A 25,659-nucleotide genomic window follows, 5' to 3' on the forward strand; every position below is an offset into this window, starting at 1 on the left:
AATAATTAGGGAGTGAATGATGAATGATTTATCCTTTTGGCGGGAAGAAACCTCAACTTCATGATTCAGTATTTGTAGCACCTGGCGCACGGATTATTGGTGACGTAACGATTGGGGAAGAATCGACAGTTTGGTTTAACGCGGTTCTTCGGGGTGATGAAGGACCAATAACAATTGGGAAAAGATGCAGCATCCAGGATAATGTAACTGGGCATTTATACGAAGGATTCCCATTAGTGGTGGAGGATGAGGTAACAGTAGGTCACACTGCCATTCTTCATGGCTGTACAATTAGAAAACGATGCATTGTAGGCATGGGTTCTACGATTTTGGATGGTGCTGATATTGGTGAAGAAAGTATCATTGGTGCCAATACTTTGATTCCTTCCGGTAAAAAGATTCCACCACGTTCATTGGTTGTTGGGTCCCCCGGTAAGGTTATTCGTGAATTAACTGACAGGGATTTGGAGCTAATTCAGCTATCCATTGATACATATGTGCAAAAAGGGAAAGATTATCAGAAGGAATTAGGAGATTAATAGACGTAAGTTGCGTGCGGAACCGGGCTAGGTAGATTGCTCGGTTTTTTTGTTTGTGGAAAAATCATTTGGGTAATTTTTGATCGTCGTGTTGAAGACTTCAGTGACGAGAAAATAGGAGCAGAGAGGTCCTCATGGGCGTGATGAGGACCTCGGTGACGAGAAAATAGGAGTTGAGAGGTTCTCATGGGCGTGATGAGGACCTCAGTGTCGAGAAAATAGGAGTAGAGAGGTACTCATGAGCGTGATGAGGATCTCGATGTCAAGAAAATAGGAGTAGAGAGGTACTCATGAGCGTGATGAGGATCTCGGTGACGAGAAAATAGGAGTAGAGAAGTCCTCATGAGCGTGATGAGGACCTCGGTGACGAGAAAATCATGCATGGACGTCCATGAGGACCTCAGTGATGAAAAAAATGAGTAGAGAGGTCTTCATTATGCTTTTTGATTTGATTGATATTTGATGAAATTATTTTATTGATACTGTCTTTTTGGATTTAGTTGACTAGCTTCTACAATTTTATGATGATCTTCTACTTTAATATATGAAACTTTTACACTTTATTAAGAACCTTCTACACTTTTCGGCCCACCTTATACCTTCCAACAAAAATCGACACAGCCTATATGTATCATAATAATGTTATGTAAACTCAAACTAAACGAAAACAAAGCACTTCCACCCTCTAAAGTGGAAATGCTCCATCACTCCATAATATAAGGATGATTCATCACATCATACTTCTTATCCTTCAATTCCAGCTCATTTCCATCCTCAAAGACTTCTTCAAAAAAGCGGGAAGCAGGCTCTGCCAATTCTTTATAATACTCACTAAATAAAGATGCGGCATGACTGCCTAGCCACATATCTGGTAACAGCTCTTCTGGCAGTCCCGGATCAACGAACAAAAACTTTCTGTATTCATGTACAAGCTTGGTACGCTCCACGAAACATTCTGCGTCTGTCATCTGGCCTTTCCCTATCTTATTCTTATCGATAATGTATTTCTGGCTGTATTCTTGAATAAATTGTTGATATCTGCCATTAATCTCATTAAGATCCCAGCTTTTCATGACAAGTCGTTCATTTTCATATGGCCCATGATATTCAGAAATGAAAAAGTCTACATACTCTTCTATTTCGTATTTTGCAATAAGGTCGTGTACCTGTTTTTCTAATGAGTTGGGCGAAATCCAGCAGCTGTTGGATAATGTCCCAAATCCACTCCAGACTAACTCTTTACGTAGCTCGTCCCGAACACTTCTAATTTCTTCTGGTATAGTATACATGAGCATTCGCCATTTCCCATCCCAGCTATCCGTCTTCAGCTTAAAAATACGTTTCGCCGCTTCGTCAATTCTTTTTACGCCGCGTTCTGTTAAAAAATAATAACTTTTGTTTCCCTTTTTCTCCGCTTGGACCCATCCCTGTTTATTCATACGCGATATCGCTGCACGTACCGCTTGATCATTATGACCAAATTCATTTAATAATTTGATTAAGCTTCCAATCCAAATTTTATTCCCATAATGTCTAACATAGTCACCATATAAAGTAAAAATCATTGATCTTGTATTCATTTCCTGCATCCTCTTTCTACCACATAAGATAAATCGCTATATTACAGTAATTTTATTTTAACAGAGTAACGCGTTATAGAAAAGATGGAAATGGAAAACGCACCCACACATCTAAATGCACCTCAAAGAACCATAGAGCGTTATGCCCTACGATTCTTGTGGTCTCTCAATTATCGTCGCAATTCCCTGACCAACCCCTACACACATCGTTGCAAGACCGTATCGCACACCCCGTTTGTTCATTTCATGCACAAGCGTAGTTAGAATCCTTGCCCCGCTGGCACCAAGAGGATGGCCAAACGCAATTGCCCCCCCGTTAACATTGACTCTGCTAGGGTCTAATTCCAGTTGGCGCATACATTCCAGCGATTGGGATGCAAATGCTTCATTTAACTCAATGAGGTCCATATCTTCGACAGACAATCCTGCCCGCCCAAGAGCTTTTCTGGTAGCATAAATCGGTCCGATTCCCATAATGGATGGTGTAAGACCTGCAGCGGCCGACGTGACATACCTCGCTAACGGCTTTAAGCCAAGCTCTTTCGCTTTTTCTGCACTCATCAAAAGCAGTGCCGATGCGCCGTCATTCACACCGGACGCATTGCCGGCAGTGATTGTCGTACCTTCGCCAAAAATAGGTTTCAAGTTGCTCAGTTTCTCCAAAGTTGTCTCAGGACGAGGATGCTCATCGCACTCAACAATTGTTTCTTTACCTTTTCTATCCACAATCGTGACTGGTACCATCTCTTCTTTGAAACGGTCGGATTCCATTGCTACTTTGGCTTTTTGCTGGCTTTCATAGGCAAATGCGTCTTGATCCTCACGGGAAACGGAGAATTCTTTTGCCACGTTTTCTGCCGTTTGCGGCATCGTGTCCACTCCGTACATCTTTTCAAGCTTTCTGTTTGTAAATCTCCAGCCGATAGTGGTATCCATGAGTTCCATATTACCACGGGGGTAGTCCATTTCTGGCTTTGCCATGACAAAAGGTGCCCTTGTCATGCTCTCGGTCCCTCCGGCGATGAAAATGTCTCCTTCTCCTACCATAATGGCACGTGCCGCATAATTTACCGCATCAAGACCCGATCCGCATAAACGGTTAATCGTGGTGCCGGCCACTTCTACCGGAAGACCAGCCAATAGAGCACTCATCCTTGCGACATTGCGGTTATCTTCTCCCGCTTGATTGGCATTGCCGAACACGACTTCTTCTATTTCATTGACCGGCACATTCGGGTTTCTTTCTACAAGTGCTTTAATTACAATCGCCCCAAGGTCATCCGGTCGGACAGCCTTTAAAGCGCCTTTATACCTTCCAATCGGTGTTCTGCAAGCATCTACTATTACAACTTCCTTCATTTTCTACGCCCCTCTCGTTGTTTATTGGTACTCATAAACTCCTTTTCCACTTTTCCTGCCCAATCTTCCGGCTTTCACATACTTTTCCAGTAGAGGCGCCGGGCGATACTTTTCGCCTAACTTTTCATGAAGATATTTCAGGTTATTCAGGCGTGTATCCAATCCTACCAGGTCTCCAAGTTCGAATGGACCCATCGGATAATTGAGTCCAAGTTTGATTGCTTTATCAATCTCTTCTGGTGTTCCTACCCCTTCTTGCAACATATAAAAGGCTTCATTCCCGACAAGGGCACTGATTCTGCTTGTCACAAAGCCAGGAAACTCATTTACAACAACCGTTTCTTTCCCCATTTTTTCTGCTGTAGCACGAATAAATTCTGCCGTTTCATCGCTTGTTTCCAAACCACGGACAATTTCTACCAGTTTCATTTTATGTACGGGGTTGAAAAAGTGCATCGCGATTACTTTTTCTGGTCGCGATGTGAAACTACCTATTTCAGTTGGACTCATCGTAGAGGTATTGGAAGCAAAATAACAATGTGCAGGAGCTACCTTGTCTATTTTTTCATAAACGGATTTTTTGATTTCCATGTTTTCGGGTACTGCTTCTATAATAAGACTGGCTTCCTTCACGGCTTCCTCAAGTTCAGTAGAATAAAATAGACCATCTCTTAATTCCCCTGCTGCTTGCTCTGTTAATTTCCCTTTTTCCAACCCTTTAGAGATGATGACCTCGATTTCTTTTCTAGCTCCTGCAAGTTGTTCTTCTTTTACATCGATCAACGTTGTTTGGTACCCGCCTAGCGCGCTTACATATGCAATTCCACGCCCCATAACTCCTGAACCGATGACCACTACTTTTTCCATGTAGACTCTCCTCCTTCATCATGCTGTAAAAAAAGCAAAGAGGACCATGCCCCTTTGCTCCAGAATGAAAATATATTCTATTTATACACCAAACGGATTGAGCGGACGGTTTCCAAAATAGGAAATGATGCTCTTCGTTTCTGTGTAAAGATCAAGCGTTTCAATGCATAGCTCACGTCCAAAACCGGATTGCTTGTATCCTCCGAACGGCGTTCCTGGGAATGCGGAGAATGGGCAGTTGACCATCACAATACCTGCTTGAATTTGTTTTGCAACACGGGTTGCGCGGCCATGATCTTTTGTCCAGATAGCTGAACCAAGTCCATATTCGCTGTCATTCGCAAGCTTAACTGCCTCTTTCTCATCACTAAATGGCATAACAACCACTACAGGTCCGAAAATTTCTTCTTTTACCACTTTCATTTCGTGTGTAACACCGGTGATAATGGTTGGCTCATACCAGAAACCATTTTCATGGTCTTCCACTTTAGCCACTTTACCGCCTAGAACGATGTTAGCTCCTTCTTCTTTTGCTGATTGAACATACCCATCGATTACATCTAACTGACCTTGGTTGATGATGGCACCAATATGGGTTTCTTTTGCAAAAGGATCGCCAAGGGAAAGCTTTTTCGCTTTTTCTACGAATTTCTCCATAAACGCGTCATAAATATTTTCGTGGACATACAGACGAGAGCGTGCCTCACAAGATTGACCTGTGTTATAGAAAATTCCAAACAAAGATCCGTCTACAGCTGCATCAATGTCTGCATCTTCAAACACTAGGTTAGGAGACTTACCGCCAAGTTCTAAAGTTACTCGTTTAAGTGTTTGGGAAGCTTTCTCCATGATGTCTTTTCCGATTGGAGTAGAACCAGTGAATGCTACTTTGTCTACATGAGGATGCTCAACCAAGTAGTTTCCAACATCTGATCCAGCACCTGGAATGATATTAACAACTCCCTCAGGTACTCCTGCCTCTACGCATATTTCACCTAATACGATGGCAGTCAGCGGAGTTAATGTAGCTGGTTTTACAACAACGGAACAGCCTACCGCTATTGCCGGGGCAATCTTCCATGCTGCCATCATTAATGGATAGTTCCATGGGATGATTTGTGCACAAACACCTACCGGTTCTTTTTCTGTGAAGTTATGGAATTGTCCAGGAACATTATTCACTGATCCACGGTGACCAACGATTGCGCCTGCATAAAATTCAAAGTCTTCGATTGCTTGCATCACTTGCCCTTGTGCAGCTGCAAGAGACTTACCAGTATCCAAAATCTCTAACTCTACCAGCTCGTTGAAACGGGAACGCATGATAGAGGCAATATTATTTAATGTTCTTGCACGTTTGTTTAAAGGAAACAGCTTCCACTTTCCTTTATCAAATGCTTGACGCGCGGCTTGGACAGCTTTTTCTGCATCCTCTTTAGAAGCTTTCGCGATTGTTGCAACTGCTTCTCCTGTTGCAGGATTGTAAGTAGTAAACGTTTCTCCTGTGGAACTGTCCATTCGTTGACCTGCGATAATAAGTTGATAAGTGTCTCGTTTCATATCAAGTTGTTCCATCTTTTGCTCTTTAACTGTAGACATACTCTCATCTCCTTTAAGCTTTTTTTATCTTCCTTTAAATGCCGGTTTTCTTTTTTCTATAAAAGAAGTTACTCCCTCTTTATGGTCTTCTGATAGACCGGCAATTCGCTGACCATATGCTTCTTGCTCCAAGTATTCTTCATACGTAACATTCCAACTTGCTTGTATGGATCGTTTAATGAGTCCAATTGCTTGTGTTGGCATGTTAGCAAGTTTGTTTGCAAAAGCTTCCACTTCTTCGTTCCAACTGTCTACTGGAACTACTTTCGTAACAAGCCCAAGGTTTTTTGCTTGATCTGCCTTAATTTTCTCTCCCAATATAGCTAGCTCCAAAGCTTTTGCATTTCCTACTAACTTAGGGAGAAAATACAGATTACCTGAGTCAGGAATTAACCCGACATGAATAAATGCTTGAACAAAGCTTGCTTTCTCAGAGGCAATGCGAAAATCACATGCTAAGGCAAGGCTGAACCCTGCGCCTGCTGCAACTCCATTAATCGCTGCAATGACAGGCTTTTCACAACGGGCTAACTGCTTCATCATCGGGCCATACCTTGTACGCAAGACATGCCCGTGATCCATATTTTCATCCACTTCTGCAAGGTCCTGACCGGAGGAGAATGCCCTTCCTTCCCCAGTAATGACAATCGCGCGAACGCTCTCATCCGTACTTGCCTGCTTTAATGCTTTTGTAATCTCTTTGTTCATCTGTTCTGTAAACGCATTCAATTTGTCCGGCCGGTTCATGATAATCCATGCAACCTGGTTCACAATTTCATATTTAATGGTTTCAAACATGATATATCCCCCTTATTCCCCTTCAAATTTAGGCTTGCGCTTTTCCTTAAATGCACGCATGCCTTCTTTTTGATCCTTGGATGCAAACAAAAGATAAAAATTCTTTCGTTCGTATTGCATTCCTTCATAGACAGAATAGTCCACTGCCTTATGGACAGATTCTTTGATCAAACGAAGGGAAAGAGGTGGTTGTTTCGCTATTTTTTGTGCAAAAGTCATCGTTTCTTCCATTAATAGTTCTTTCGGAATAACACGGTTGATTACTCCATAGTGCAATGCTTCCTTTGCAGTCATTCTGTCACCGGTAAGCAACCATTCCATTGCTTTGGATTTCCCCATCAGTTTCGTCAATCTCTGGGTTCCCCCAGCCCCAGGCATTACCCCAAGGCTAATTTCAGGAAAGCCGAACTCGGCATCTTGTGCGGCAAATAAAATGTCACAGCACAGAGCTAATTCAAAGCCTCCCCCAAGGGCAAACCCTTGAACTGCACCGATAATAGGCTTCTTTACCCAAGCAAGGCGGTCCCATTCGGTGAATTGATTTAAGAGCTCAAGTTCAATGGCTGTAGCCTCTGCCATTTCATCGATATCCGCTCCCGCTGCAAACGCGCGTCCATTTCCGGCCAGTATTATTGCTTTGACTTCATCGTTTCGGTCAAAATCTTCTAATACTGTTACAATTTCTGTCACCATCGGTCTGTTGATGGCGTTCAACACTTTAGGTCTATTGAGTTTGACGATGCCTATCGAGCTTTCAATGGAAACTTCGATATATTCGTACGTTTTACTCATTCACTTCTTCACCAATCATCAAAGTGACAAGATTACCGGCGAAGCTCATTAAATCCTTTCCAGATGCTTTCGCTTCATCCGTTCTCATCGCTTGCTTTAAAGCGTCATGGCTATCATAGTACATTTCACACATTAAATAGTACTTGCCTTCTCCGCCCATTGGACTGCCTACTACTTTCGTAACTTCCATTTTGCGTAAACCAGGGATTTTAGCAGTGATTGGCGCATGTGTATCAAAATAGTGCTGATCGAAAGCTTCCTTGTTTTCCGGGTGTTTGTAAAGCGCGATTAATTTTACCATCCTAAATCTCTCCTTTTATGGGCTCTGATTTAACCCTTGTTGATTTCCGTACATGGCTTCGCTTTCCGCGGGGCGACCTTGAGCCTCCTCGGGCTGCGCCCTGCGGGGTCTCAACATTGTCGCTACTCTCCCGCTGGAGTCTTCGCCCTGTACTCCAATCAACAACTAGGGTTTTAACAGGCCGGTTATTTATGTAATTGCCTGACAGAAGGTTTTTCTGTAAGGCAGTGGTACTTACATCATGGTTGATACGGGTTTCATTGCTTCGAAAGGATTTTTGCATCCTTTGCAGTAAAGAATACTTCTACAGGCGGTCGGACCAAAGATGTTATCTAATGCTGTATAGGTCGATCCGCAGTAAGGGCAATCCACATGCCATTCCCCGGAGTCATCCAGTGAGGGTGGTGGAGCAATTCCAAATTCTTTCAAATGAATTCTGCCTTGTGCTGTAATGCGATCAGAAGTCCATGGTGGCTGATAAATGAATTGAACGTCCACCTTTCTGAATAACCCTAAGTTAGTAATCTCGTTTTCTACATTCTTTTTTATAATCTCAAGAGCTGGACACCCCATGAAAGTAGGCAACATCTGAATAGTCACTTCCTGATTGTTTACATCGATTGCTTCTACCATTCCGAGGTCCACCACACTGACAGAATCTATTTCAGGATCTTTTACATGCTGCAGGGCATCCCAAACCTTCATGATATTTACTTCTTCCTGCATGATGTCATCATTCCTTTTTGTTGGGCTGAAAAGTGTAAAAGATTACCACACGGCTGCCGGATTGCTATTATAGACTTCGCTCAACGTTAAGAGGGCATCATCTAAGTCCTTGGTATGTTCACCTTTTCTGCCATTACCACTTTTCATTCCCATATTGGTAGGAAAAGTAAGTTCCACTTTTTCAAACATACTTGTCATTTCTTCTGTAAAGCGAAGGCGAATATCTTCCTCTGAATCTATTAGTTGGTGTTGTGTAATTTGAACACCACTTGGCCCCAATGACAGTACTCCATCAAATTCTTCTACCACTTTATCAATGGCTGCTTTCATTCTAGTCTTAGCTTCTCCATTTGCTGTACACAACTGTCTGAACCATGTTCTCCAGTGCAATAAGTGATAGTAAAGTTCCATATTTACTTTCACTGCCACATGTTTCAGTGGTTCATAGGAGGAATTTTTCAATGCCTCCACTTTAATTTTCTTGGCCTGTGTGTAAAAATAATGCCTTACGACTGTGTAAGCCCAATCATATTTAGGTTCCGTGAGATACGTTCCGGATCCATTCACTTTTTCCAAAAGAACGGCATTCACTCTATCTGCTGCTTTTCTTCCATGTGCAAGTGCATCCATATCTCCTTCGCCTAAATCCTCAAGCAATTGGTAGTACATGGCGGCATGGCCCATCGTATCTTGGTTTATGGAAGAAAAAGCAACATCCTCTTCAATATGCGGTGCAAGGCCCAGCCATTCTGATCCTCTGTAGGCAATAATGAAATCATCGTCGGCCAGTTGATATAATAACGCTGTAAGGGCCTTATAATAGGACGCATCCCTTTTCGCTTCTTCTATCGTTGCAATATTCATCCTTTTTTCTTCCCTCCCCAAGACATAATTTCCTGCTCATCAAGCATCCCCTGTTCATAGTGGCGCCATTTTTTCTTCAAATATCCATAGCCTTTCGTGTTTCGGTAGTCCTTGTTGTCAATTCTCTGCAAGGATTGACGCTCTTCTTGAGACATTTTCCGAATATCACTCCGTTGCACCACCCAAATATCCACGGCAGGTTCACGCCTCATAAAGTTTTCTTGTGCCATGACTAGCGCAATCTCTTCGTTTGGAGCAAGTAGACTGAACTGGTATTGCATCGGAGCTGTATGGGTTCTCTTACTAAACACTTCAAATTCTTTATAAAAGCCTTTTGTACTCAATTTCTAAGCTCCTCCCCTCACCCTGCTGATGTTTCGGAGCTTAACGCTTCACGAACCCATGCATTATTTTCGTGTGCTATTATTCTTAATCTCAAGCGATCCTGTGATTTAGGACCTTTATTTCTGATAATATCTTTAAAGTTGTTCCAATTCGGCTGTTTGTAGATCCACTTTTCTTCTTTTTCATCATAATGCATCGTTTCATCCGGCAATGTTAGGCCAAGCGATAACACTCTCGGAATGTATTTCGTGAAAAAGTCTTGACGAAGTTCTTCATTGCTCTTCGTGCGGATATTATATTTCATCGTAATATCTTGCTTTGAAGTACCAGTTGTAGATGCATCTGCCGGTCCGAAGAACATCAATAAAGCTTCCCACCAGCGATTGATGGAGTCTTGTATCATATTTCTTTGTTCTTCCGTTCCTTCTGCAAGTGCCATAATAATAGCCTCGCCGTGTTGAGCATGAAAAACTTCTTCTGCACATATTCTCTTTAGTGCTCTCGCATAAGGTCCATAAGATGCATCAAGCATATTCGTCTGGGATATGATGGCCGCTCCGTCAACAAGCCATCCAATAAGACCTGCATCACCCCATGTTGGGGCTTCCATGTGGAATACATTATGAAACTTTAAATCTCCTGAAAATAAATCTTGCATTATCTCTTCTCGGGATTTCCCGTAAGGTTCCATCAAATCTTCTGCAACTCGTAAAAGCAACTGTCCATGGCCCATTTCATCTTGAACTTTCGCCATGATCCCAAGTTTTCTTTTTAAAGTCGGAGCTTTTGGTACCCATTCCTTTTCTGGAAGCGCTCCCATTATTTCGCTGATTGCATGCATCGAAATCAGTTTAATTAATGTTTTACGATATTCTTCGGGCATCCAATCGTCTGCTTCAACCTTTTCCCCAGCCTGGATACGTTGCATAAAATGCTCCTGTTTTTCTTCTTCCGTCAAGCGGTCAAACGATAATGAGTTGGTCATTTTCGCCGCCTCCTATTTCTATAACGTTTATTTAACGTCATTATAATATAATGTTATACGTTTTTCAACACAGAAAGTTCTGAACTTTTAAGAGTGAGATAATCTTTCATCGACAATACGTACGGCTTTCCCTTCAGATCTTGGAATTGTTCTTGGTTCAACTACACTTGCTTTTACATTGATTAGACATTTTGTTTTGAGTTCATATTCTACCTTTTGTTCGACGTATCTCATCTCTTCTTGCCTCTTTGTTACGTCAGTTCGGAAGAATGTATGCGTTTCCATTTCTACTTGGACTTCGACTGAATCCAAGTTTTTCTCCCGTGAGACGAAAAGCTGATAATGTGGAGCCAACTCTTTTATTTGTAATAAGGTATGTTCAATTTCAGAAGGGAAGATATTTACCCCTCTAATTATTAACATATCATCTACTCTTCCTTTGACTCTCGACATTTTTGTTGTCGTCCGTCCGCAAACACATTTCTCTCTTTTAATAGAAGCTATGTCTCCGGTTCTGTAGCGAATGATTGGCATCGCTTGCTTTGTAAGACTAGTGAATACAAGCTCTCCTAATTCTCCCTCCGGCAATACCTCCAGAGTTTTGGGATCAATCACTTCTACATAAAAATGGTCTTCTGCAACATGCAGACCATCCTGCGCCGCATAACATTCCATTGCCACTCCAGGCCCAATTACTTCACTTAATCCGTATATATCACAGGCTTTAATCGCCAATTTTTCTTCTAATGTTTTTCTCATCTCTTCTGACCAAGGCTCTGCACCAAAAATTCCGTATTTTAGAGAAGTCTCTTTAGGATTGACACCTAACTCTGTCATTCTGTCAGCAATGTTAAGCACATAGGAAGGGGTACCACAAATGACAGTCGGCTCAAAATCCTGAATTAATTGGATTTGCCTGTCTGTGTTCCCGCCAGAAACCGGAACTGTGATCATCCCGAGTTTTTCACTACCATAATGCAATCCGAGTCCTCCTGTAAAAAGTCCGTAACCGTAGGCATTATGAAGGATGTCTCCTTTCTTTCCTCCGGCCATTGAAATGGCACGTGCTGCAATCTCACTCCACATATGGATATCTTCTTGGGAATAGGCAACAACTGTAGGCTTTCCGCTGGTTCCGGATGAGGCATGGAGCCTAGTAATTTGGCTGCGAGGGATAGCAAATAATCCGAATGGATAGTTCTCCCGCAGTTCTTTTTTGGTGGTAAAAGGTAGTTTGTGAATGTCTTGGATGGTTTGAATATCAGAAGGTGTAATCATAAAGTTAGTTATCTTTTCTCTATAAAAAGGAACATGTTGAAAGACTTTCTGTATGGTGTCTCTCAACCTCGTTGATTGAAGGAGTTGCATCTCAGATATAGATAGTGTTTCGGAATCATGTAGGATCATTGATATTTCCCCTTTCACTTTTTTAATATAACGAATTTATTCCGACATCATACAATATGTAATATTGTTCAACATCATTAAAATAACCTTGAAGGGAAGAAATGTCAACTGATAATTCTGAAGATTCTTTTTTTACAATTAAAAAGCAGAGGTCATTAGCTCCTCTGCTTTTCTTCCATTATTAATAATTCCAACTCATTTATTATTTTCTCGACTGGCTCTTTCCCATAATAGGTTACATAATAGATAATATGATCTTTTCTGGAAAGAACAGAATTCTCTAAAACAACCATTTCATCAAATGCAGCTGTCTTGTAGAATATCGCATCTCCTCTATGGAGTTCTTTTTGCCAATCTATTAAATGTTGGAAGAGCCTTTTGGCTAAGAACTCGTTCAAGACAATATATTTCCGCGAAGTCAAGGATGGGCGATAAGGTCCGCTTTTACCTTCCCATTTCTCTCCTTCTACCTCAACAAGTTGATTGAGTTCATACTGCTCAGGCACAAGGAGGCTAGATGTTACAGAGTAGTAATTTTCTCGATTACTATTTTGATCATAAAAATAAGGCTTATAATTATTACTTTCTGTAATATCCCTTATCTGGACGACTGATAATTCCCCATTGGGAATAGGCGGATAACTATTTGCCCCTGTTGTATTGTCCGAGTTAATAATTTGATATATTAAAACAACTGTAAAAAAAGTAATTAAAGATATTCCAATTATCTTATTTCGTAAATATTTTTTTCGGTAATCAGTTGCAGGTTGGATTCTTTTGTTGGATTGTAGTATTTTTATTAACCTTTTTAAGTGGATAAATCCCTTTATGAGTGTAAATAATGTTCCAATGAAAATAAGAATTTGTAAGGTTGGAGATATAAACTCAACCTTTAAATAGTTCCTAACAGGATTTAATGTAAGAATGGTTACTGCCAAAAAGACACCTATCAATAAAAGTAAAATAATATAGAACGCACTTATCTTTATTGTTTCTCTTAGTAGAATTATGGTTTGTGCTTGTTGGATCGGCTGTAAATGTAATTCCATTACGGAGCTTTCAGGATTGTTCTGGAAGAACTGCAAAGGGCCTCTTGAAGCAACATATTTCCATCCAGCTTGTTCATATTGTTCCAGTTGGTCAGGATTTTGATTGATGGGTTCCTTAAAAATGTCTGTTTTAAAGGTGATTGTTTGAGGTGGGGTTTTCTTAAAGTGGGCAGTCAGTAGGTTCATTTTTGTAAGTTCCCAGCCTTTAGTAGCCATATCAGAGAGCCATGCTTCTTGTTCGGCTATCTGCCATAAATCCAACCATAAGATCTTTTTCTTTGTTTTCACTTGTATGTCACTCTTCCCTAACCGATCTTCACTCTATTCTTAATACTATATTAGAACGAATTGGGGGTAGAGGTAATATTTTCAAAAAATGATTAGTTAACCGGCGATGAGGACCTCCCTCCTTCTTTTTTCTTGTCATTGATGTCTTCATCACAGCGATGAGGACTTCTCTCCTTCTTTTTCCTTGTCACCCAGGTCTTCATCACGTCGATGAGGACCTCCCTCCTCCTTTTTCCTTGTCACTGAGGTCTTCATAACAGCGATGAGGACTTCTCTCCTTCTATGTCCTTGTGACTGATGTCTTCATCACAGCGATGAGGACTTCTCTCCTCCTTTTTCCTTGTCACTGATGTCTTCATAACAGCGATGAGGACTTCTCTCCTTCTTTTTCCTTGTCACTGAGGTCTTCATCACGTCGATGAGGACTTCTCTCCTCCTTTTTCCTCGTCACCCAGGTCTTCATCACGTCGATGAGGACCTCCCTCCTCCTATGTCCTTGTGACTGATGTCTTCATAACAGCTAAGAGGACTTCTCCCCTCCTTTTTCCTTGTCACTGAGGTCTTCATCACGTCGATGAGGACTTCTCCCCTCCTTTTTCCTTGTCACGATGTCTTCATAACAGCGATGAGGACCTCCCTCCTCCTTTTTCCTCGTCACCCAGGTCTTCATCACGTCGATGAGGACTTCTCTCCTCCTATGTCCTTGTGACTGAGGTCTTCATAACAGCGATGAGGACTTCTCTCCTCCTTTTTCCTTGTCACTGATGTCTTCATAACAGCGATGAGGACTTCTCTCCTCCTATGTCCTTGTGACTGATGTCTTCATACCTGCTATGAGCACCTCCCTCCTCCTTTTTTCTCGTCACTCAGGTCATCATTCCGACGATGACGGATTAGTAGGAAGAATAAACAATAAAAAATCAGGAGACCACATCTCCTGATTTCTCTTACACCTTATACGTCCAGAATGTTTCTCGGAACAACCAATCCTCTATTTCTGGTGCGTTTTCCTTCAGTTGTTTCTCCATCAGCTCTACCCATCCGCTCGTTTGGGATTTATGGGCTTTGATGGCTTTCAGCTTTTCTTCGGCAACGGAACGAATATCAATCGTCACATCTGGTTCTCCAATCAATTCAACACTTTTTTTCAGAATGGCCTTTCCATAAAAAGTTGGTCTGTCCTGTTCAGGAAGTCTTCTTACTGCTATGGCAACCGCATTGCTCATGGCATCATGGTCAGGATGAACGCCGTGCTCTGGGTAGAAAGTAAGTACCAAGCTTGGGTTCAACTCCACCAGTGCTTCATGAACTATGTCAGCGAGGTATTCTTCATCCTCAAACTCCAACGTTTTATCATGAAGACCTAGCATGCGCAAGTCCTCAATACCCATGACTTTACATGCTTCCAATAATTCTTTTCTGCGAACCTCGGGCAGTGTCTCACGGTTTGCAAATAGTGGGTTGCCAAGATTTCGTCCCATTTGCCCAAGTGTTCCGCACAAATAGGTAACCCGAACACCGCTTTGGGTAAAAAGTTTAATGGTGCCGGATGAGCTAAATGCCTCATCATCCGGATGTGGAAATACAACCAGTACATGTCTTTCTGCTTCCATTTTTCTCTCCCCCTTCTCTTAAAATGGCTCCTGGCTAATTTGCAATGCAACTGCAAGTTTTCCTTCGGGATTTAGTCCAGCTAACAGCAGACGATTTTTATCATCCACTTCATAATGTGTAACACCTTCTGCATAGATCCAGCCGTGTTGAAGCTTCAGTCCAATTCTATAAGGTCCATTTCCAACTATTTTAGCACGCTCATATTTCAATGGGACATTGCGTATGAATGCCCCCACTGCAAGACCAGTATTGTGGTGGCCGGCGTAGGCTCCATTTGTCGTCTCCAAATGTACGAATACTTCCACATTTATCTGTTTGTCTAATTCAGCTTGCACATGTTTTTGGTCAATAATTTTCATTCTGTTCCTCCAAAGGTATGTACAGATTTTATTTCTTCCTTCAGTTTAATATATGAAGCATTGGAAAGAAAATGGTTTGCTCATTTATTAACACGAAAACGGAGTGGAAATTTTCTCACTCCGCTTTCTTTTAGATGGAATCATACCATTTTTTTGATGCCTGGACTTCTGAGTGTGTTAATTGATGTCCTTGATATTCCCAGTGAACCTCGACAGTTGATCCCGCTTCTTCTAGCAACTTACTAAGTTCTTCCGTTTCTGCTGCAGGACAGATCGGATCATTTTTTCCAGCCCCAATAAACACAGGAGTTTCATTTAAATTTGGTAGTTTAACACCTCTTCTTGGAACCATCGGATGATACAATACAGCAGCTTTTAGCGTGTTTTTATAATGGAAAAGCAGGCTTCCAGCAATATTTGCACCATTGGAGTATCCGACGGCTATGACATCTTTACGATCAAATTCATACTTTTCCGCTGCTTCATTTAAAAAGTCATGGAGTTCTTTTGTACGAAAGATCAAGTCCTCTTCGTCAAACACTCCTTCCGACAATCGTCTAAAAAATCGAGGCATGCCATTTTCAGATACATTTCCTCTTACACTTAGGACAGAAGCTCCGGAATCAATCATATCTGCCAAGGAAAGAAGATCCTGCTCTGTTCCTCCAGTTCCATGCAATAAAAGTAACACTCGGTTATTGGTTCCTTTTTTAAATATATGCTTCATAATCAACCACTCCTCACCAGATAATATCTTGAATTCGAGATTAATTTAGTATAGTAAAAAAACTGCAGAACGTCAAACAATTGGTTCTAACATATTCCTCAAAAGGAGAATAGGTTAAAGTAAGAGAATTCTTACTGGAGGGACTCAACATGCTACCTTGGAACAAGATGTTTCCATTTCCAAAGGATTACATGAAACAGGATATATTTAAGCAAACAGATGTGGAAAACTGGATGTCAAAAGCAATGCAAGGAAAGTTGCCACCAAATCCACAGACGTTTGGTTCCACAGATTTTTTTGCACAGTCGTTCGACCTATTGAGGTCTGCTCAAGCTAAAAAGAACAAAAAGAAAAAACCTGCATTTGAGGCGAAAGTATTTGAAACGCACGAAGAAATATTTGTCCGTTTTCCAGTTGCATCTGAAGAGCAATTGTCACAAATCAAAACTTCTCATAATACGACTACCCTGTATATAGATAATATTCCCACTCCTGGAAGTAAGCAGACCATTCCTCTACCTTGCATGGTCAAGGGGAATAGCTCCAAGGCAAAATATCAAGATGGAATTGTAGAAATAAGAATACCAAAAGAAACAATAGTCCCTATAACCAAGGTCCCAATTGAAATTATTAAAACTAAATCGAAAAAATAGAGGCAGGCTGCCTGACTGTCCAGGAGCCTACCAACCATTTCTTAAAGCTGTTGAATCAAGTTGTCTAAATCCACTGTCCACGGTTCTTCAATAGAACCTCGGTAAAGTTGAAAGGTCACTTGCCTAGATTCCGTACCTGTTGTATCTCTATGGATATAAAGCTTGACGGTGATTGGATAATATAGCTTTGTATCAAAATCCCGGTCGGCAGGCAAGTCAGAAAGCCTTTTTACTAGTTCAATTTCTTCCAAAAACTTTATTTTTTCTTTCAAAAGGACCCTGTTTTTATCATCAAGAACAGATGCAAGAATAAACCAGTCATGTTGATGGATGGATAAAACGGTTGCATCCACAATTTCTGCAGGTGATAATTTTTCTGTATGGTCTAACCATTCACCTGCAGCTTTTTTTATCATAATTGAATGTGCATGATCCATTTTACGTGATTTATGTGTGATGCTATCTTGGAAGTGTATACAGAAATGACCAGGGAAGCCGTTCTGCAAGGCCCCTTTACCGTGAGGCATTCCGTGCATGGAGGCGGCATATTTATGGTCTTGAGATAGTATGAGAATTGCCCTGCGATCCCAACTCCATGTTCCTCTGTATATTTCTTTCATTATTTTCGTATCTTCATTTGTTAAAGGTTGTACATCCGCATGATAAGAGCCTGCTCTCCTTTGAACTTCAAAGGTTCTTCCTGTATCCAAATCCAATACGGTAAAACTGCTATAACGAGGCAATGCGCTATTCGCTTCATTCCACGTAATGAGATTTCCATAATGAATTCTGTATAGCTTTTTCATGTCTTTTGTTAATTGATGAACAACTTTATCAGGAAGTTCCAAAATCGCCCTGTTCTCTTTTAGGTCATATATATTCATTTGATGATCAATCGCATATTTTATATCTTTATCAAGTTTAATGTAAACATCTGTCGGAGGAACAGGGTGGCTAATCTCAGTCCATTCCCCTTTTTTTATTGCTTTAATAACTGTTTTAGGAACTGGCATTTCGGAAATATATTGTGATTCCAGAGATGTCTGTGCATAATATTGTGCTGTACCTCCCTTTTCCCCAAAAGCGGAAACATTGCCTGGTATGCTCATACTAAGCAAAAATAAACTGAGGATAGCTGTTATCAATACATAAGGATAAAACCTATTCACTTTCATTCCTCCTAACAATTGAACCAAGTACCTTTGTATTTTGTCAAAAACACAATTAAAGTATGTTGTATTTTTTTTCGTACACATTAGTACTATAAGAATTTCAATGATAAGTCAGGTGAGAGTTATGACAGGCGCTTTGTTATGGGGAGCAGTTGCAGGCGGAGCTTTATTGCTTGGAGCTATAGTGGGATTATACGTCCCAATCCCACGGAAACTAACTGGATTTATCATGGCCTTTGGAACCGGCGTTCTTATTGGAGCCGCTTCATTTGAACTTATGGGTAAAGTAGAGGCGAAAACAGGCTACAGCTATGTCATTTTTGGATTTCTAATCGGGGCGGCTCTGTTCACTTTTTTAGAAATGGTGATCATAAAAAAGGGCGGAAAAGAGCGCAAACGGTCAAAAGAAAAAAGCGAAGGGCATTCTGGGATGGCTATTTTTATTGGGTCAATAATGGACTCCATTCCTGAATCCGTCATCATTGGGGTAAGCTTGATAAAATCAAATACAGTTAGCTGGGTAATTGTCCTGGCGATTTTTATCAGTAACATTCCCGAAGCGTTGTCCAGTTCGGTAGGTCTTAGAAAAGATGGCTATTCTAGAAAAAAAATATTGTTTCTTTGGACAATCGTGTTTATTTTGACCACATTGAGTTCGGTCTTTGGTTATGTAGTTTTTAAAGAATTAAATGAAGTCTACATATATCTTGTAAGTGGACTTGCAGCAGGCGGGATCATCGCGATGGTCGCTTCCACCATGATGCCTGAAGCATTTGAAGAAGGAGGTCCCATCGTCGGCCTTCTCTCCGCTCTGGGTCTGCTCTGTTCTTACGTCCTCTCAAGCGGGATACTATAAAAAAACCTCAACCTGATCACATGTGGTTGAGGATTTCCTTTTTTACTGTTTTATCGCTCGGTCAAAAAATTCTTCTAACGTTAAATCATGTTCATCCATATAAGCTGCGACCTCTTTGCCAACATAACGAAGATGCCAAGGCTCGTATTGATAACCTGTAATCACTTCCCCATCCTCAGGGTATCGGATAATGAAACCATGTTCACTTGCATGCTCTTTCACCCATTTTCCTTCAGGGGTGTTTCCGAATTCCTCAGTCAAATCCAGCGCTGCAGTCCTGCTTGAAATGTCCATTGCAAGACCTGTTTGATGTTCACTATGTCCCGGAATAGCAGAAACGGCATTTGTTTTTTCTTCTCCCCACTTTTTCAAGTAGGTATTATAGATTCCATACTGCGTTTCATAGGAACGATAACCAGATACAGCAAAAATCTCTACATTCTCAGCATCTGCTGCAGCAAAAAGCTCTTCCAATGCACGTGCAGCTGCTTCCCTAAGGTATTTTTTTTCGTAGTCACCTTCAAAGGAAAACGGGACATCCGGAATAGTCAAATCATCTGGAACATAATCAGCTGGAAGAGATTGGTTTTTATTTACTAGCACTAATAGGTTATCCGTATTTTCAATCACCTTCTCTTCATTTAGAACGGTGAAAAATGGCTCCTCCAGGACGTACTGATTCTCATTTGTTTCAGGAGGTGCTTCAGTCTGCGGACTTTCTTCCGGCTGCTTTTCTTGCTCCACAGGTTCTTCTTCAATCGGTGTCTCCTCAACAACCTCTTCTGCCGTATCATTGGTGAAATACTCCCAAAACTTCCAGTTAACATCATCCAATTGTTTGGAACACCCTGTTAATAAGAGTAATAATACCAAGAAAGAAAAATGTTTCTTTTTCATAAAATAATCACCTTTTTACTATTCTAATATAATCATTATGAGTTGGTTAGTTTAACAATTAAAGTTTCACTCATGTGAAACATACTTAAACAGTTTACCATTAATCCATAACGCCGTAAAAAGATTTTACTGATAAAATAGAAGTTAAGTAAAAAGTCACTAACCTACATTATTTAGTCATTCAGCATCTTTGAACACTTTAATATATATTTCACGATGACGAGGGCCGTCAAATTCACAGAAAAAAATTCCCTGCCAAGTGCCGAGAACAAGCTGGCTGTTTTGAATGATTACCTGCTGGGAGTTCCCAATTGTCATCGCTTTTAGATGAGCTGCTGTATTGCCTTCCATATGTCGGTATTTAGGATGTTCCCATGGATATACTTCGTCCAAACGCATCACAACGTCTTTGACAACATCAGGATCTGCATTTTCATTTATAGTGATTCCGGCAGTTGTATGTGGACAATAAACCATCACATGCCCCTCTTTTATCCCTGATTTTAAAATCAGACTCTCCACCTTAGCCGTGATATCTTGCCACTCATCCCTCTTATGAGTTTGAAGTTTTAAAGTATACAGCATAAATTGTCACCCTTTCTCGTAAAAAAAGCCCTTGAGTAAAATCCCAAGGGCTTATCATGTATTATTTTTTTGTTACAGCTTCCAATGCCACTTCCATCATGTCGCTGAATGTGGATTGGCGCTCTTCTGAAGTAGTTTCTTCACCAGTAAGGATATGGTCGCTTACAGTTAAGACAGATAAAGCATTTCGGCCGTATTTCGCAGCTAATGTGTAAAGCGCTGCTGATTCCATTTCAATCGCAAGGATTCCATACTTAGCCCACTTTTCAAGCTCACCATTGTCATTATAGAACATGTCAGCTGTGAAGACATTACCAACTTTCAAGTTAAGACCTTTTTCCACTCCGACATCATACGCTTTTTTTAGCAATTCAAAGTTTGCAGTTGGTGCATAATCCACCCCACCGAATGTTAAACGGTTCATCTGTGAATCAGTGGAAGCACTCATAGCAAGGATTACGTCACGGACCTTTACATCTTTCTGGATAGCTCCGCATGTACCTACGCGCACTAAATTTTGCACGTTATATTCATTCATAAGTTCATTGATGTAGATAGAAATAGATGGAACTCCCATACCGGTACCTTGAACAGAGATTCTTTCACCCTTATAAGTACCTGTAAAACCTAACATTCCCCTTACTTCATTGTAGCAGACTGCATCCTCAAGGAATGTTTCTGCAATGTATTTAGCACGTAACGGATCTCCAGGTAGTAGGATCGTTTCCGCTATTTCACCTTGTTTCGCTCCAATATGTACACTCATTATGTTACCTCCTAATAACTCTTGCCATTGTTACTTTACAACAATGACTACTATACCATATATTACCCATGTTTCAAAAGAAACTCTCCCTAAAAAAGCGCATTCTTTTACTATGGAAGAAGAAAATAGTAAGGCAAGATATTTCTCTTCAGGTAGGTGAACATGGTGAAGAAAAAACTAAAGCAAGCTGTAGAACACGCCAATGAAACAAACACTACAAAGAAGAAAACTGCTGAGCCTCACACTTCGAGACGAGATAAACAGCAAAGCTAGATCTTAATTAGATTTGTGTATACACTTCTACTAAAAGGAGCTGGAATCAATGGGAAAGAAACACCGTAACAGAATAAATGGACAGAAAAAAAACAACCATATCAGTCCCGATGCTATTGAAGCCGAACATACTGCCCACAAAAAAGAGCATTCTCCTAAAGGGCGAAAAAACGGTCCTGGAAATCATATCTAAATTTAAAAGGGCAAAGTTGGAGCTTTGCCCTTTTCATCATTAACGCACTGCAACTCGATTTATTTTCTTCCAGCCTCCAAATTCCAACCGGTAGTAGGTAATCCCCAATGTTCCCTCATCAATCATGATTACATCACCAGTAGCAATGAACCTGCCTTCATACTCACGTGGGATAGAGTCCGTGACATTGAATTTTTTATAAACCCGGTCCACTATCTCCTGATGACTGCTTCCCTCCATGGTTAGTCGGAAAATGGGTGTGTACCCTTTTGATTCTCCATAATTTGGTGTTTGCATAATGGTCACATCATATTCCCCTGTACCCATCTTCATCATTCTTTTAAGAGCCAACATCCTTTTCACCCCTCAACCATTTCTATATATATTAATTAGCAATAAAGGGCGTCGAATCCTTCGTCAAAATATAAAAAGTTTTGTCGAATAAGATAAATTTTTGCAAAAAATATAGTGATTTTGTTGTGTATCATGAAATTACCACACTACTCATATGATAATCCGAGGTGATTTTATGTTTGGGAAGTGGTTTTCAAAATTAGAATCTAAGCCTAAAAATAGTTCTAATTTAAAATTATGGTCAACTGCAGATGAAAATCACCTAATAAAGGAATGGACAAATGCCCCCATTAACCATTCCCCTTCATTGAAAGAACAAGATTTGCTAACGAAAATCTTAAGCAAGACTGCAAGCCTTAACCGTAACAATGTTACACGAACTCAAGCCTACTTGGATTTTTATCTAAAACACCCAGAAGTGCATTGGAGCCTCTTGGCTCATATGGTTTCTAGAAATGGCGGCTGGAATATGACAGACCTGAAAGCCAGTCACATATCTACCTTGCTTTCCTATGAGAAGTCATCCATCTTATTTCGTTTTCTTGAGAAAGCCAACCACCTCATTTTTCAGGATGCATATCCCCAACTGCTCCTGTATGAAGAAAGCAAAAAGGCGGGCAGACCACTATTTTATCTACTCTCCGAATTTCACATTTCAGCTTTTATGAGTCCGATATGGACACTTTTTTTGAAAGACCATAGCAAGAAAGAGCTGCTTACCGTTTCCTTGATCATCAATGAACAGAATTTTATTGAATTTAACCTCCTAAAGAATCCCTATTTCCAGCAAAAAGTTTTATCTAGTATAACCTACCAACTACAGGAAAAGTTGGGTTTTACTTTAGTGCTTTTTCCTTACCATAAGGATTCGAACACTCTTTTGACTGGTCTCGGAGTACAGCAATTCTCCAACCTTTCCAACCGTATTGAGATAGGAAAAAAGCTTTATGTCCTATTGTTTAAGAACGAGGATGTCCTGCAAGGGGCTTTGCATTTTTGCAAGGAAAATTCCCATACTGGTTCAAGGGAAGATTACCTTCCATCCGTTTTTTCATCAAATTCTACTTTACGTAAAATATACAGTCCGACTATTGAAGCAGCTTGGGCGGATTTTAATCATCCGTCCATTGTTCCAGTTCCTTGGTTCAAAGATATTCAAGAGGTGTTTAAGTTATTTCACCTCCCTGGAAGCATGGAACCTGCTGATATGGAGAAAACTCATCTTTATAATTTGATGAAGCTTACTGGGATTTCTGAGCTTCATGGGATGTTTTTTGATAAGGAAAAATGATGATGGTTGTAAAGTATGTTTGTGGTTTAGTTGTTGTTTGTGGTATCAAAAGTGAAAATGTCCGAAGTATTCCCATAGTTGACCGAAGATTTTTGAAAGTTGACAGAAGATTTCGCGAATTTGCCCAAAGTTTCTCGAAAGTTGACCGAACGAAATTTTAAAGTGACCGAACCTCGTTTTTTTGTGTCCAAAGCCTAATTTGAATTGTCCGAACACCCTCTTATCAACTGTTCATTTTGACCGAACCTTTATTTATTATGTCCAAACGGTTTCAAAGCCCGCATAATTAGCATATTTTTGCTTAATTTTCATCAAAATAGCATTAAAACGTAGTCCCGCGAAAATCACTGACCAGGTAAACCTAAAAAAGCTGCCCCCAAGGCAACAATCTCGCCTAAGAAACAGCAATGCTTTTATTGTTTTATCTCTATCTGTTTTTATTCTATCTCTTCATCAATGATGCATTTTTCCAGTAAATAATCAAACATGATATCCGCCAACTCTTCTATCTCGCTTTCAGCTGGAACATACCCCCGCCTTACCAGCTCATTGTAAAAGAACTCGGCTATTTCTTCAGTGTCGATAACTACTTCGATTTCTTTCACAATATCACCCCTTTTTAAAGGTTTATGTACGTCTTTAAAGATATATGTCTTACTCTCTATATTAATCCATCAGGTTGGACAAATGCTATCTTTGTTTTCAAAAATTTCAAAAAAGTGCATAACAAAGTTCAAGCGTGCATACATTGGGGACATAAGGACAAGCAACCACTTTTAAGGAGGAGATTTGTATGAAGACTAATTTAGCAAGCTTAGAAAGATTAGGAGAAGAGGAAGTCTTATTGCCACTGTTAGATAAAATTTCGGACAAATTGGTTTTCGCTGCAGCCATTATCGGAGGTCCGTTCTTTATCTATTTGCTCTTTCAATTCTCCATTCTATTTTTCTAATTGACTATGTTTTTTGCCATCCATGTACTTTTTTAAGTTTTTCATTACTAGATTCATCACTTCCTGGTATTCCTCATCTCCGAAGATATCATATAACACTTTATAATCATTATAGACATCAAGAAGTCCATCAATTATCCTTTGGTATTCCTTATTGTATTCTTCTTTTTTATAATGTTTGTTTGATCCAGTCATCGGATTATACAACTCCAAGCTTGTATTTTCTTTGTTGAACATATAGGACAATCCAAGTTTGTGGATAAGAATTTCAGCATGTTCGTGATGGACAACCATTGTCAATTCTTCCTCTCCGGCTTCCAACCATTCCCCATCAGATAATCTTGTCAATTCATAAATGATGTCTTCCCATGAATCTTCTTTATATCGCCAGATTTCAGTGCGGAAACCGACTATTTTAAATAATTCTTTGCCATAACCAGCAACATGGACGATATCACCGATAAAATACATATACTTGATATCAAGTCGTTCGGTTACCAGTACTTTTCCTTCATATTCAGAAACAAAGGCAAGCGTCTCTTCTTGATATAATCCTTCACTTGAATTCACTTCATATACATACGCACCATCAATTTGCTTCATGTCCGTCACTTTACCGACAGTTCCATAGATGGTGATGACGACAATGTCACCGATTTTATATTTTGGCTTGTTTGGCTTTTTGTTCTTACCCATATAATTTCTCCCCATTTATCACTGTGGCTTTGATAGTAATGTATTATATGCAGCAAGATGCCAACTCGCCAAAGTGTTGGGGCAAAAAGTGGTTGTACCGATGTGTTAATAGGCGGCCGTCCCTATTAGTCTCATTTTCCATAAACATATGAAATAATAAAAACTTGTGTTGTTTGGCTAAAGGACGCTGTTCCCTTCCACAGCTAGAATGTTATATGCTATTTCAGATAACTCGATCAGATGGTTTTTATCCTAAGTTGAATGGACTCACCTTGTTAATTGGAGTGGAAGGCGCGTAGATGCCCGCGGGAGGAAGGGACAGGTGAGACCCCGCAAGGTAGGAGGCCACATAAAAAGTCTTAGATTTTAATATTTTTTTAAACACCGCTGTTGATTTCCGCTAATGGCTTCGCTTTCCTAGGGGCTGACGTGAGCCTCCTTAGCTAGGCCTGCGGGGGGTCTCCACCTAGCGCTATCTCCCTCAGGAGTCTACGCCATTTGCTCCAATCAACAGCTAGAAATCAATAAAAACTTTACGTTAACAATTTCCAGTGGCCTCCAACGGAGTGAGGAGGATGTGCGGACCGCCCGCAGGCTCACGGAGCGCCTGGAACCGAAATCAACTGGATTTATACTTATCAAAAAAAAGAGGCTGGGACAAAACTAAAAAAGCCTAATAAAAGACGAACAATTTAGGTGTCATAGGTATTGGCTCTAAATACCGCTGTTGATCTCCACAAATGGCTTCGCTTTCCTAGGGGCGGTGCTTGAG

General features: G+C 40.5%; 29 protein-coding genes. 6 read left to right on the plus strand and 23 right to left on the minus strand.

Annotated features, from left to right (window positions below):
- The first annotated feature begins 23 nt into the window (after nt 1–23).
- Nucleotides 24–539, plus strand: a complete 516-nt coding sequence (locus tag HC179_RS04235) for a gamma carbonic anhydrase family protein (RefSeq protein ID WP_168863205.1) — start codon at nt 24–26, stop codon at nt 537–539.
- Between the two features lie 704 nt (nt 540–1,243).
- Here the strand turns inward: HC179_RS04235 and paaX are convergent.
- From paaX to HC179_RS04315, 16 genes are all read right to left on the minus strand, one after another.
- Entirely contained in the window at nt 1,244–2,119 is an 876-nt protein-coding gene (paaX, locus tag HC179_RS04240) for a phenylacetic acid degradation operon negative regulatory protein PaaX (protein WP_168863206.1), read from the minus strand.
- Between the two features lie 147 nt (nt 2,120–2,266).
- Nucleotides 2,267–3,478 (minus strand): 3-oxoadipyl-CoA thiolase, encoded by a 1,212-nt coding sequence (gene pcaF / locus HC179_RS04245; RefSeq protein WP_168863207.1) that lies wholly within the window; start codon nt 3,476–3,478, stop codon nt 2,267–2,269.
- Between the two features lie 21 nt (nt 3,479–3,499).
- Complete coding sequence (locus HC179_RS04250) at nt 3,500–4,345, minus strand: 3-hydroxyacyl-CoA dehydrogenase (protein WP_168863208.1); 846 nt, start codon at nt 4,343–4,345, stop codon at nt 3,500–3,502.
- Nucleotides 4,346–4,426: 81 nt separating this feature from the next.
- Nucleotides 4,427–5,944, minus strand: a complete 1,518-nt coding sequence (locus HC179_RS04255) for an aldehyde dehydrogenase family protein (RefSeq protein ID WP_168863209.1) — start codon at nt 5,942–5,944, stop codon at nt 4,427–4,429.
- Nucleotides 5,945–5,968: 24 nt separating this feature from the next.
- A complete protein-coding gene (locus HC179_RS04260) occupies nt 5,969–6,742 on the minus strand; it encodes an enoyl-CoA hydratase-related protein (RefSeq protein WP_168863210.1) in 774 nt (257 codons plus the stop codon).
- Nucleotides 6,743–6,754: 12 nt separating this feature from the next.
- Nucleotides 6,755–7,534 carry an enoyl-CoA hydratase/isomerase family protein gene (locus HC179_RS04265; protein ID WP_168863211.1) on the minus strand — a complete coding sequence of 260 codons (780 nt, stop codon included), beginning with the start codon at nt 7,532–7,534 and terminating at the stop codon, nt 6,755–6,757.
- Nucleotides 7,527–7,835, minus strand: a complete 309-nt coding sequence (locus HC179_RS04270; protein ID WP_010193977.1) for an EthD family reductase — start codon at nt 7,833–7,835, stop codon at nt 7,527–7,529. The genes HC179_RS04265 and HC179_RS04270 overlap by 8 nt, the downstream gene beginning before the upstream one ends.
- A gap of 234 nt (nt 7,836–8,069) precedes the next feature.
- A complete protein-coding gene (paaD, locus tag HC179_RS04275) occupies nt 8,070–8,561 on the minus strand; it encodes a 1,2-phenylacetyl-CoA epoxidase subunit PaaD (protein ID WP_168863212.1) in 492 nt (163 codons plus the stop codon).
- A 42-nt stretch (nt 8,562–8,603) separates the two neighbouring features.
- Complete coding sequence (gene paaC, locus HC179_RS04280; RefSeq protein WP_168863213.1) at nt 8,604–9,425, minus strand: 1,2-phenylacetyl-CoA epoxidase subunit PaaC; 822 nt, start codon at nt 9,423–9,425, stop codon at nt 8,604–8,606.
- Complete coding sequence (gene paaB / locus HC179_RS04285) at nt 9,422–9,769, minus strand: 1,2-phenylacetyl-CoA epoxidase subunit PaaB (protein ID WP_148989796.1); 348 nt, start codon at nt 9,767–9,769, stop codon at nt 9,422–9,424. The genes paaC and paaB overlap by 4 nt, the downstream gene beginning before the upstream one ends.
- Before the next feature lie 17 nt (nt 9,770–9,786).
- On the minus strand, nt 9,787–10,755 hold the full coding sequence (gene paaA / locus HC179_RS04290; RefSeq protein WP_168863214.1) for a 1,2-phenylacetyl-CoA epoxidase subunit PaaA: 969 nt from the start codon (nt 10,753–10,755) through the stop codon (nt 9,787–9,789).
- 87 nt (nt 10,756–10,842) lie between these two features.
- Nucleotides 10,843–12,162: a phenylacetate--CoA ligase family protein gene (locus HC179_RS04295; RefSeq protein WP_168863215.1), complete on the minus strand. Its 1,320-nt coding sequence runs from the start codon at nt 12,160–12,162 to the stop codon at nt 10,843–10,845.
- Between the two features lie 155 nt (nt 12,163–12,317).
- Nucleotides 12,318–13,499 (minus strand): DUF2812 domain-containing protein, encoded by a 1,182-nt coding sequence (locus tag HC179_RS04300; RefSeq protein ID WP_168863216.1) that lies wholly within the window; start codon nt 13,497–13,499, stop codon nt 12,318–12,320.
- A gap of 947 nt (nt 13,500–14,446) precedes the next feature.
- Entirely contained in the window at nt 14,447–15,112 is a 666-nt protein-coding gene (gene bshB2, locus HC179_RS04305; protein WP_168863217.1) for a bacillithiol biosynthesis deacetylase BshB2, read from the minus strand.
- Nucleotides 15,113–15,130: 18 nt separating this feature from the next.
- Nucleotides 15,131–15,472: a YojF family protein gene (locus HC179_RS04310; protein WP_168863218.1), complete on the minus strand. Its 342-nt coding sequence runs from the start codon at nt 15,470–15,472 to the stop codon at nt 15,131–15,133.
- Nucleotides 15,473–15,602: 130 nt separating this feature from the next.
- Nucleotides 15,603–16,199, minus strand: a complete 597-nt coding sequence (locus tag HC179_RS04315) for an alpha/beta hydrolase (RefSeq protein WP_168863219.1) — start codon at nt 16,197–16,199, stop codon at nt 15,603–15,605.
- A gap of 149 nt (nt 16,200–16,348) precedes the next feature.
- Here HC179_RS04315 and HC179_RS04320 point away from each other — a divergent pair, with 149 nt between their 5' ends.
- The gene (locus HC179_RS04320) at nt 16,349–16,852 is read left to right on the plus strand and encodes a hypothetical protein (protein WP_168863220.1); all 504 of its coding nucleotides are present in this window, start codon (nt 16,349–16,351) and stop codon (nt 16,850–16,852) included.
- A gap of 41 nt (nt 16,853–16,893) precedes the next feature.
- Here HC179_RS04320 and HC179_RS04325 read toward each other — a convergent pair whose 3' ends face one another.
- Nucleotides 16,894–18,021 carry a hypothetical protein gene (locus HC179_RS04325; protein ID WP_168863221.1) on the minus strand — a complete coding sequence of 376 codons (1,128 nt, stop codon included), beginning with the start codon at nt 18,019–18,021 and terminating at the stop codon, nt 16,894–16,896.
- A gap of 127 nt (nt 18,022–18,148) precedes the next feature.
- Here HC179_RS04325 and HC179_RS04330 point away from each other — a divergent pair, with 127 nt between their 5' ends.
- A complete protein-coding gene (locus tag HC179_RS04330) occupies nt 18,149–18,880 on the plus strand; it encodes a ZIP family metal transporter (protein WP_168863222.1) in 732 nt (243 codons plus the stop codon).
- Nucleotides 18,881–18,922: 42 nt separating this feature from the next.
- On the opposite strand, the gene HC179_RS04335 is transcribed toward HC179_RS04330, so the two are convergent.
- The 3 genes from HC179_RS04335 to deoD form a co-directional block, all read right to left on the minus strand.
- A complete protein-coding gene (locus tag HC179_RS04335; RefSeq protein WP_168863223.1) occupies nt 18,923–19,777 on the minus strand; it encodes a M15 family metallopeptidase in 855 nt (284 codons plus the stop codon).
- 177 nt (nt 19,778–19,954) lie between these two features.
- Nucleotides 19,955–20,362, minus strand: coding sequence for a secondary thiamine-phosphate synthase enzyme YjbQ (locus HC179_RS04340; RefSeq protein WP_168863224.1), 408 nt, complete (start codon nt 20,360–20,362; stop codon nt 19,955–19,957).
- Between the two features lie 61 nt (nt 20,363–20,423).
- Complete coding sequence (gene deoD / locus HC179_RS04345; RefSeq protein WP_168863225.1) at nt 20,424–21,128, minus strand: purine-nucleoside phosphorylase; 705 nt, start codon at nt 21,126–21,128, stop codon at nt 20,424–20,426.
- Between the two features lie 322 nt (nt 21,129–21,450).
- On the opposite strand from deoD, the gene HC179_RS04350 reads away from it, so the two are divergent.
- Entirely contained in the window at nt 21,451–21,594 is a 144-nt protein-coding gene (locus HC179_RS04350; protein WP_010193932.1) for a hypothetical protein, read from the plus strand.
- Nucleotides 21,595–21,633: 39 nt separating this feature from the next.
- Here HC179_RS04350 and HC179_RS04355 read toward each other — a convergent pair whose 3' ends face one another.
- Nucleotides 21,634–21,948: a YodL domain-containing protein gene (locus HC179_RS04355; protein ID WP_168863226.1), complete on the minus strand. Its 315-nt coding sequence runs from the start codon at nt 21,946–21,948 to the stop codon at nt 21,634–21,636.
- A 175-nt stretch (nt 21,949–22,123) separates the two neighbouring features.
- Between HC179_RS04355 and HC179_RS04360 the strand changes: the two genes are divergently transcribed.
- Nucleotides 22,124–23,239 carry a DUF2515 family protein gene (locus HC179_RS04360; RefSeq protein ID WP_168863227.1) on the plus strand — a complete coding sequence of 372 codons (1,116 nt, stop codon included), beginning with the start codon at nt 22,124–22,126 and terminating at the stop codon, nt 23,237–23,239.
- Nucleotides 23,240–23,676: 437 nt separating this feature from the next.
- On the opposite strand, the gene HC179_RS04365 is transcribed toward HC179_RS04360, so the two are convergent.
- Nucleotides 23,677–23,844, minus strand: a complete 168-nt coding sequence (locus HC179_RS04365) for a YozD family protein (RefSeq protein WP_010193926.1) — start codon at nt 23,842–23,844, stop codon at nt 23,677–23,679.
- A 188-nt stretch (nt 23,845–24,032) separates the two neighbouring features.
- On the opposite strand from HC179_RS04365, the gene HC179_RS04370 reads away from it, so the two are divergent.
- Entirely contained in the window at nt 24,033–24,191 is a 159-nt protein-coding gene (locus HC179_RS04370) for a hypothetical protein (RefSeq protein ID WP_168863228.1), read from the plus strand.
- On the opposite strand, the gene HC179_RS04375 is transcribed toward HC179_RS04370, so the two are convergent.
- On the minus strand, nt 24,180–24,887 hold the full coding sequence (locus HC179_RS04375; RefSeq protein WP_168863229.1) for a hypothetical protein: 708 nt from the start codon (nt 24,885–24,887) through the stop codon (nt 24,180–24,182). The two genes, HC179_RS04370 and HC179_RS04375, sit on opposite strands and share 12 nt — an antisense overlap.
- Between the last annotated feature and the right edge of the window lie 772 nt (nt 24,888–25,659).

The sequence above is a fragment of the Bacillus sp. RO1 genome (genome assembly GCF_012524115.1).
Taxonomy (GTDB): domain Bacteria; phylum Bacillota; class Bacilli; order Bacillales; family Bacillaceae_I; genus Sutcliffiella_A.

Bases quoted from the DNA above. Each gene is read 5' to 3' on its own strand.
- HC179_RS04235 (WP_168863205.1), top strand. From the start codon at position 24: ATGATTTATCCTTTTGGCGGGAAGAAACCTCAACTTCATGATTCAGTA.
- paaX (WP_168863206.1), bottom strand. From the start codon at position 2,119: ATGAATACAAGATCAATGATTTTTACTTTATATGGTGACTATGTTAGA.
- pcaF (WP_168863207.1), bottom strand. From the start codon at position 3,478: ATGAAGGAAGTTGTAATAGTAGATGCTTGCAGAACACCGATTGGAAGG.
- HC179_RS04250 (WP_168863208.1), bottom strand. From the start codon at position 4,345: ATGGAAAAAGTAGTGGTCATCGGTTCAGGAGTTATGGGGCGTGGAATT.
- HC179_RS04255 (WP_168863209.1), bottom strand. From the start codon at position 5,944: ATGTCTACAGTTAAAGAGCAAAAGATGGAACAACTTGATATGAAACGA.
- HC179_RS04260 (WP_168863210.1), bottom strand. From the start codon at position 6,742: ATGTTTGAAACCATTAAATATGAAATTGTGAACCAGGTTGCATGGATT.
- HC179_RS04265 (WP_168863211.1), bottom strand. From the start codon at position 7,534: ATGAGTAAAACGTACGAATATATCGAAGTTTCCATTGAAAGCTCGATA.
- HC179_RS04270 (WP_010193977.1), bottom strand. From the start codon at position 7,835: ATGGTAAAATTAATCGCGCTTTACAAACACCCGGAAAACAAGGAAGCT.
- paaD (WP_168863212.1), bottom strand. From the start codon at position 8,561: ATGCAGGAAGAAGTAAATATCATGAAGGTTTGGGATGCCCTGCAGCAT.
- paaC (WP_168863213.1), bottom strand. From the start codon at position 9,425: ATGAATATTGCAACGATAGAAGAAGCGAAAAGGGATGCGTCCTATTAT.
- paaA (WP_168863214.1), bottom strand. From the start codon at position 10,755: ATGACCAACTCATTATCGTTTGACCGCTTGACGGAAGAAGAAAAACAG.
- HC179_RS04295 (WP_168863215.1), bottom strand. From the start codon at position 12,162: ATGATCCTACATGATTCCGAAACACTATCTATATCTGAGATGCAACTC.
- bshB2 (WP_168863217.1), bottom strand. From the start codon at position 15,112: ATGGAAGCAGAAAGACATGTACTGGTTGTATTTCCACATCCGGATGAT.
- HC179_RS04310 (WP_168863218.1), bottom strand. From the start codon at position 15,472: ATGAAAATTATTGACCAAAAACATGTGCAAGCTGAATTAGACAAACAG.
- HC179_RS04315 (WP_168863219.1), bottom strand. From the start codon at position 16,199: ATGAAGCATATATTTAAAAAAGGAACCAATAACCGAGTGTTACTTTTA.
- HC179_RS04320 (WP_168863220.1), top strand. From the start codon at position 16,349: ATGCTACCTTGGAACAAGATGTTTCCATTTCCAAAGGATTACATGAAA.
- HC179_RS04330 (WP_168863222.1), top strand. From the start codon at position 18,149: ATGACAGGCGCTTTGTTATGGGGAGCAGTTGCAGGCGGAGCTTTATTG.
- HC179_RS04335 (WP_168863223.1), bottom strand. From the start codon at position 19,777: ATGAAAAAGAAACATTTTTCTTTCTTGGTATTATTACTCTTATTAACA.
- HC179_RS04340 (WP_168863224.1), bottom strand. From the start codon at position 20,362: ATGCTGTATACTTTAAAACTTCAAACTCATAAGAGGGATGAGTGGCAA.
- deoD (WP_168863225.1), bottom strand. From the start codon at position 21,128: ATGAGTGTACATATTGGAGCGAAACAAGGTGAAATAGCGGAAACGATC.
- HC179_RS04350 (WP_010193932.1), top strand. From the start codon at position 21,451: ATGGGAAAGAAACACCGTAACAGAATAAATGGACAGAAAAAAAACAAC.
- HC179_RS04355 (WP_168863226.1), bottom strand. From the start codon at position 21,948: ATGTTGGCTCTTAAAAGAATGATGAAGATGGGTACAGGGGAATATGAT.
- HC179_RS04360 (WP_168863227.1), top strand. From the start codon at position 22,124: ATGTTTGGGAAGTGGTTTTCAAAATTAGAATCTAAGCCTAAAAATAGT.
- HC179_RS04370 (WP_168863228.1), top strand. From the start codon at position 24,033: ATGAAGACTAATTTAGCAAGCTTAGAAAGATTAGGAGAAGAGGAAGTC.
- HC179_RS04375 (WP_168863229.1), bottom strand. From the start codon at position 24,887: ATGGGTAAGAACAAAAAGCCAAACAAGCCAAAATATAAAATCGGTGAC.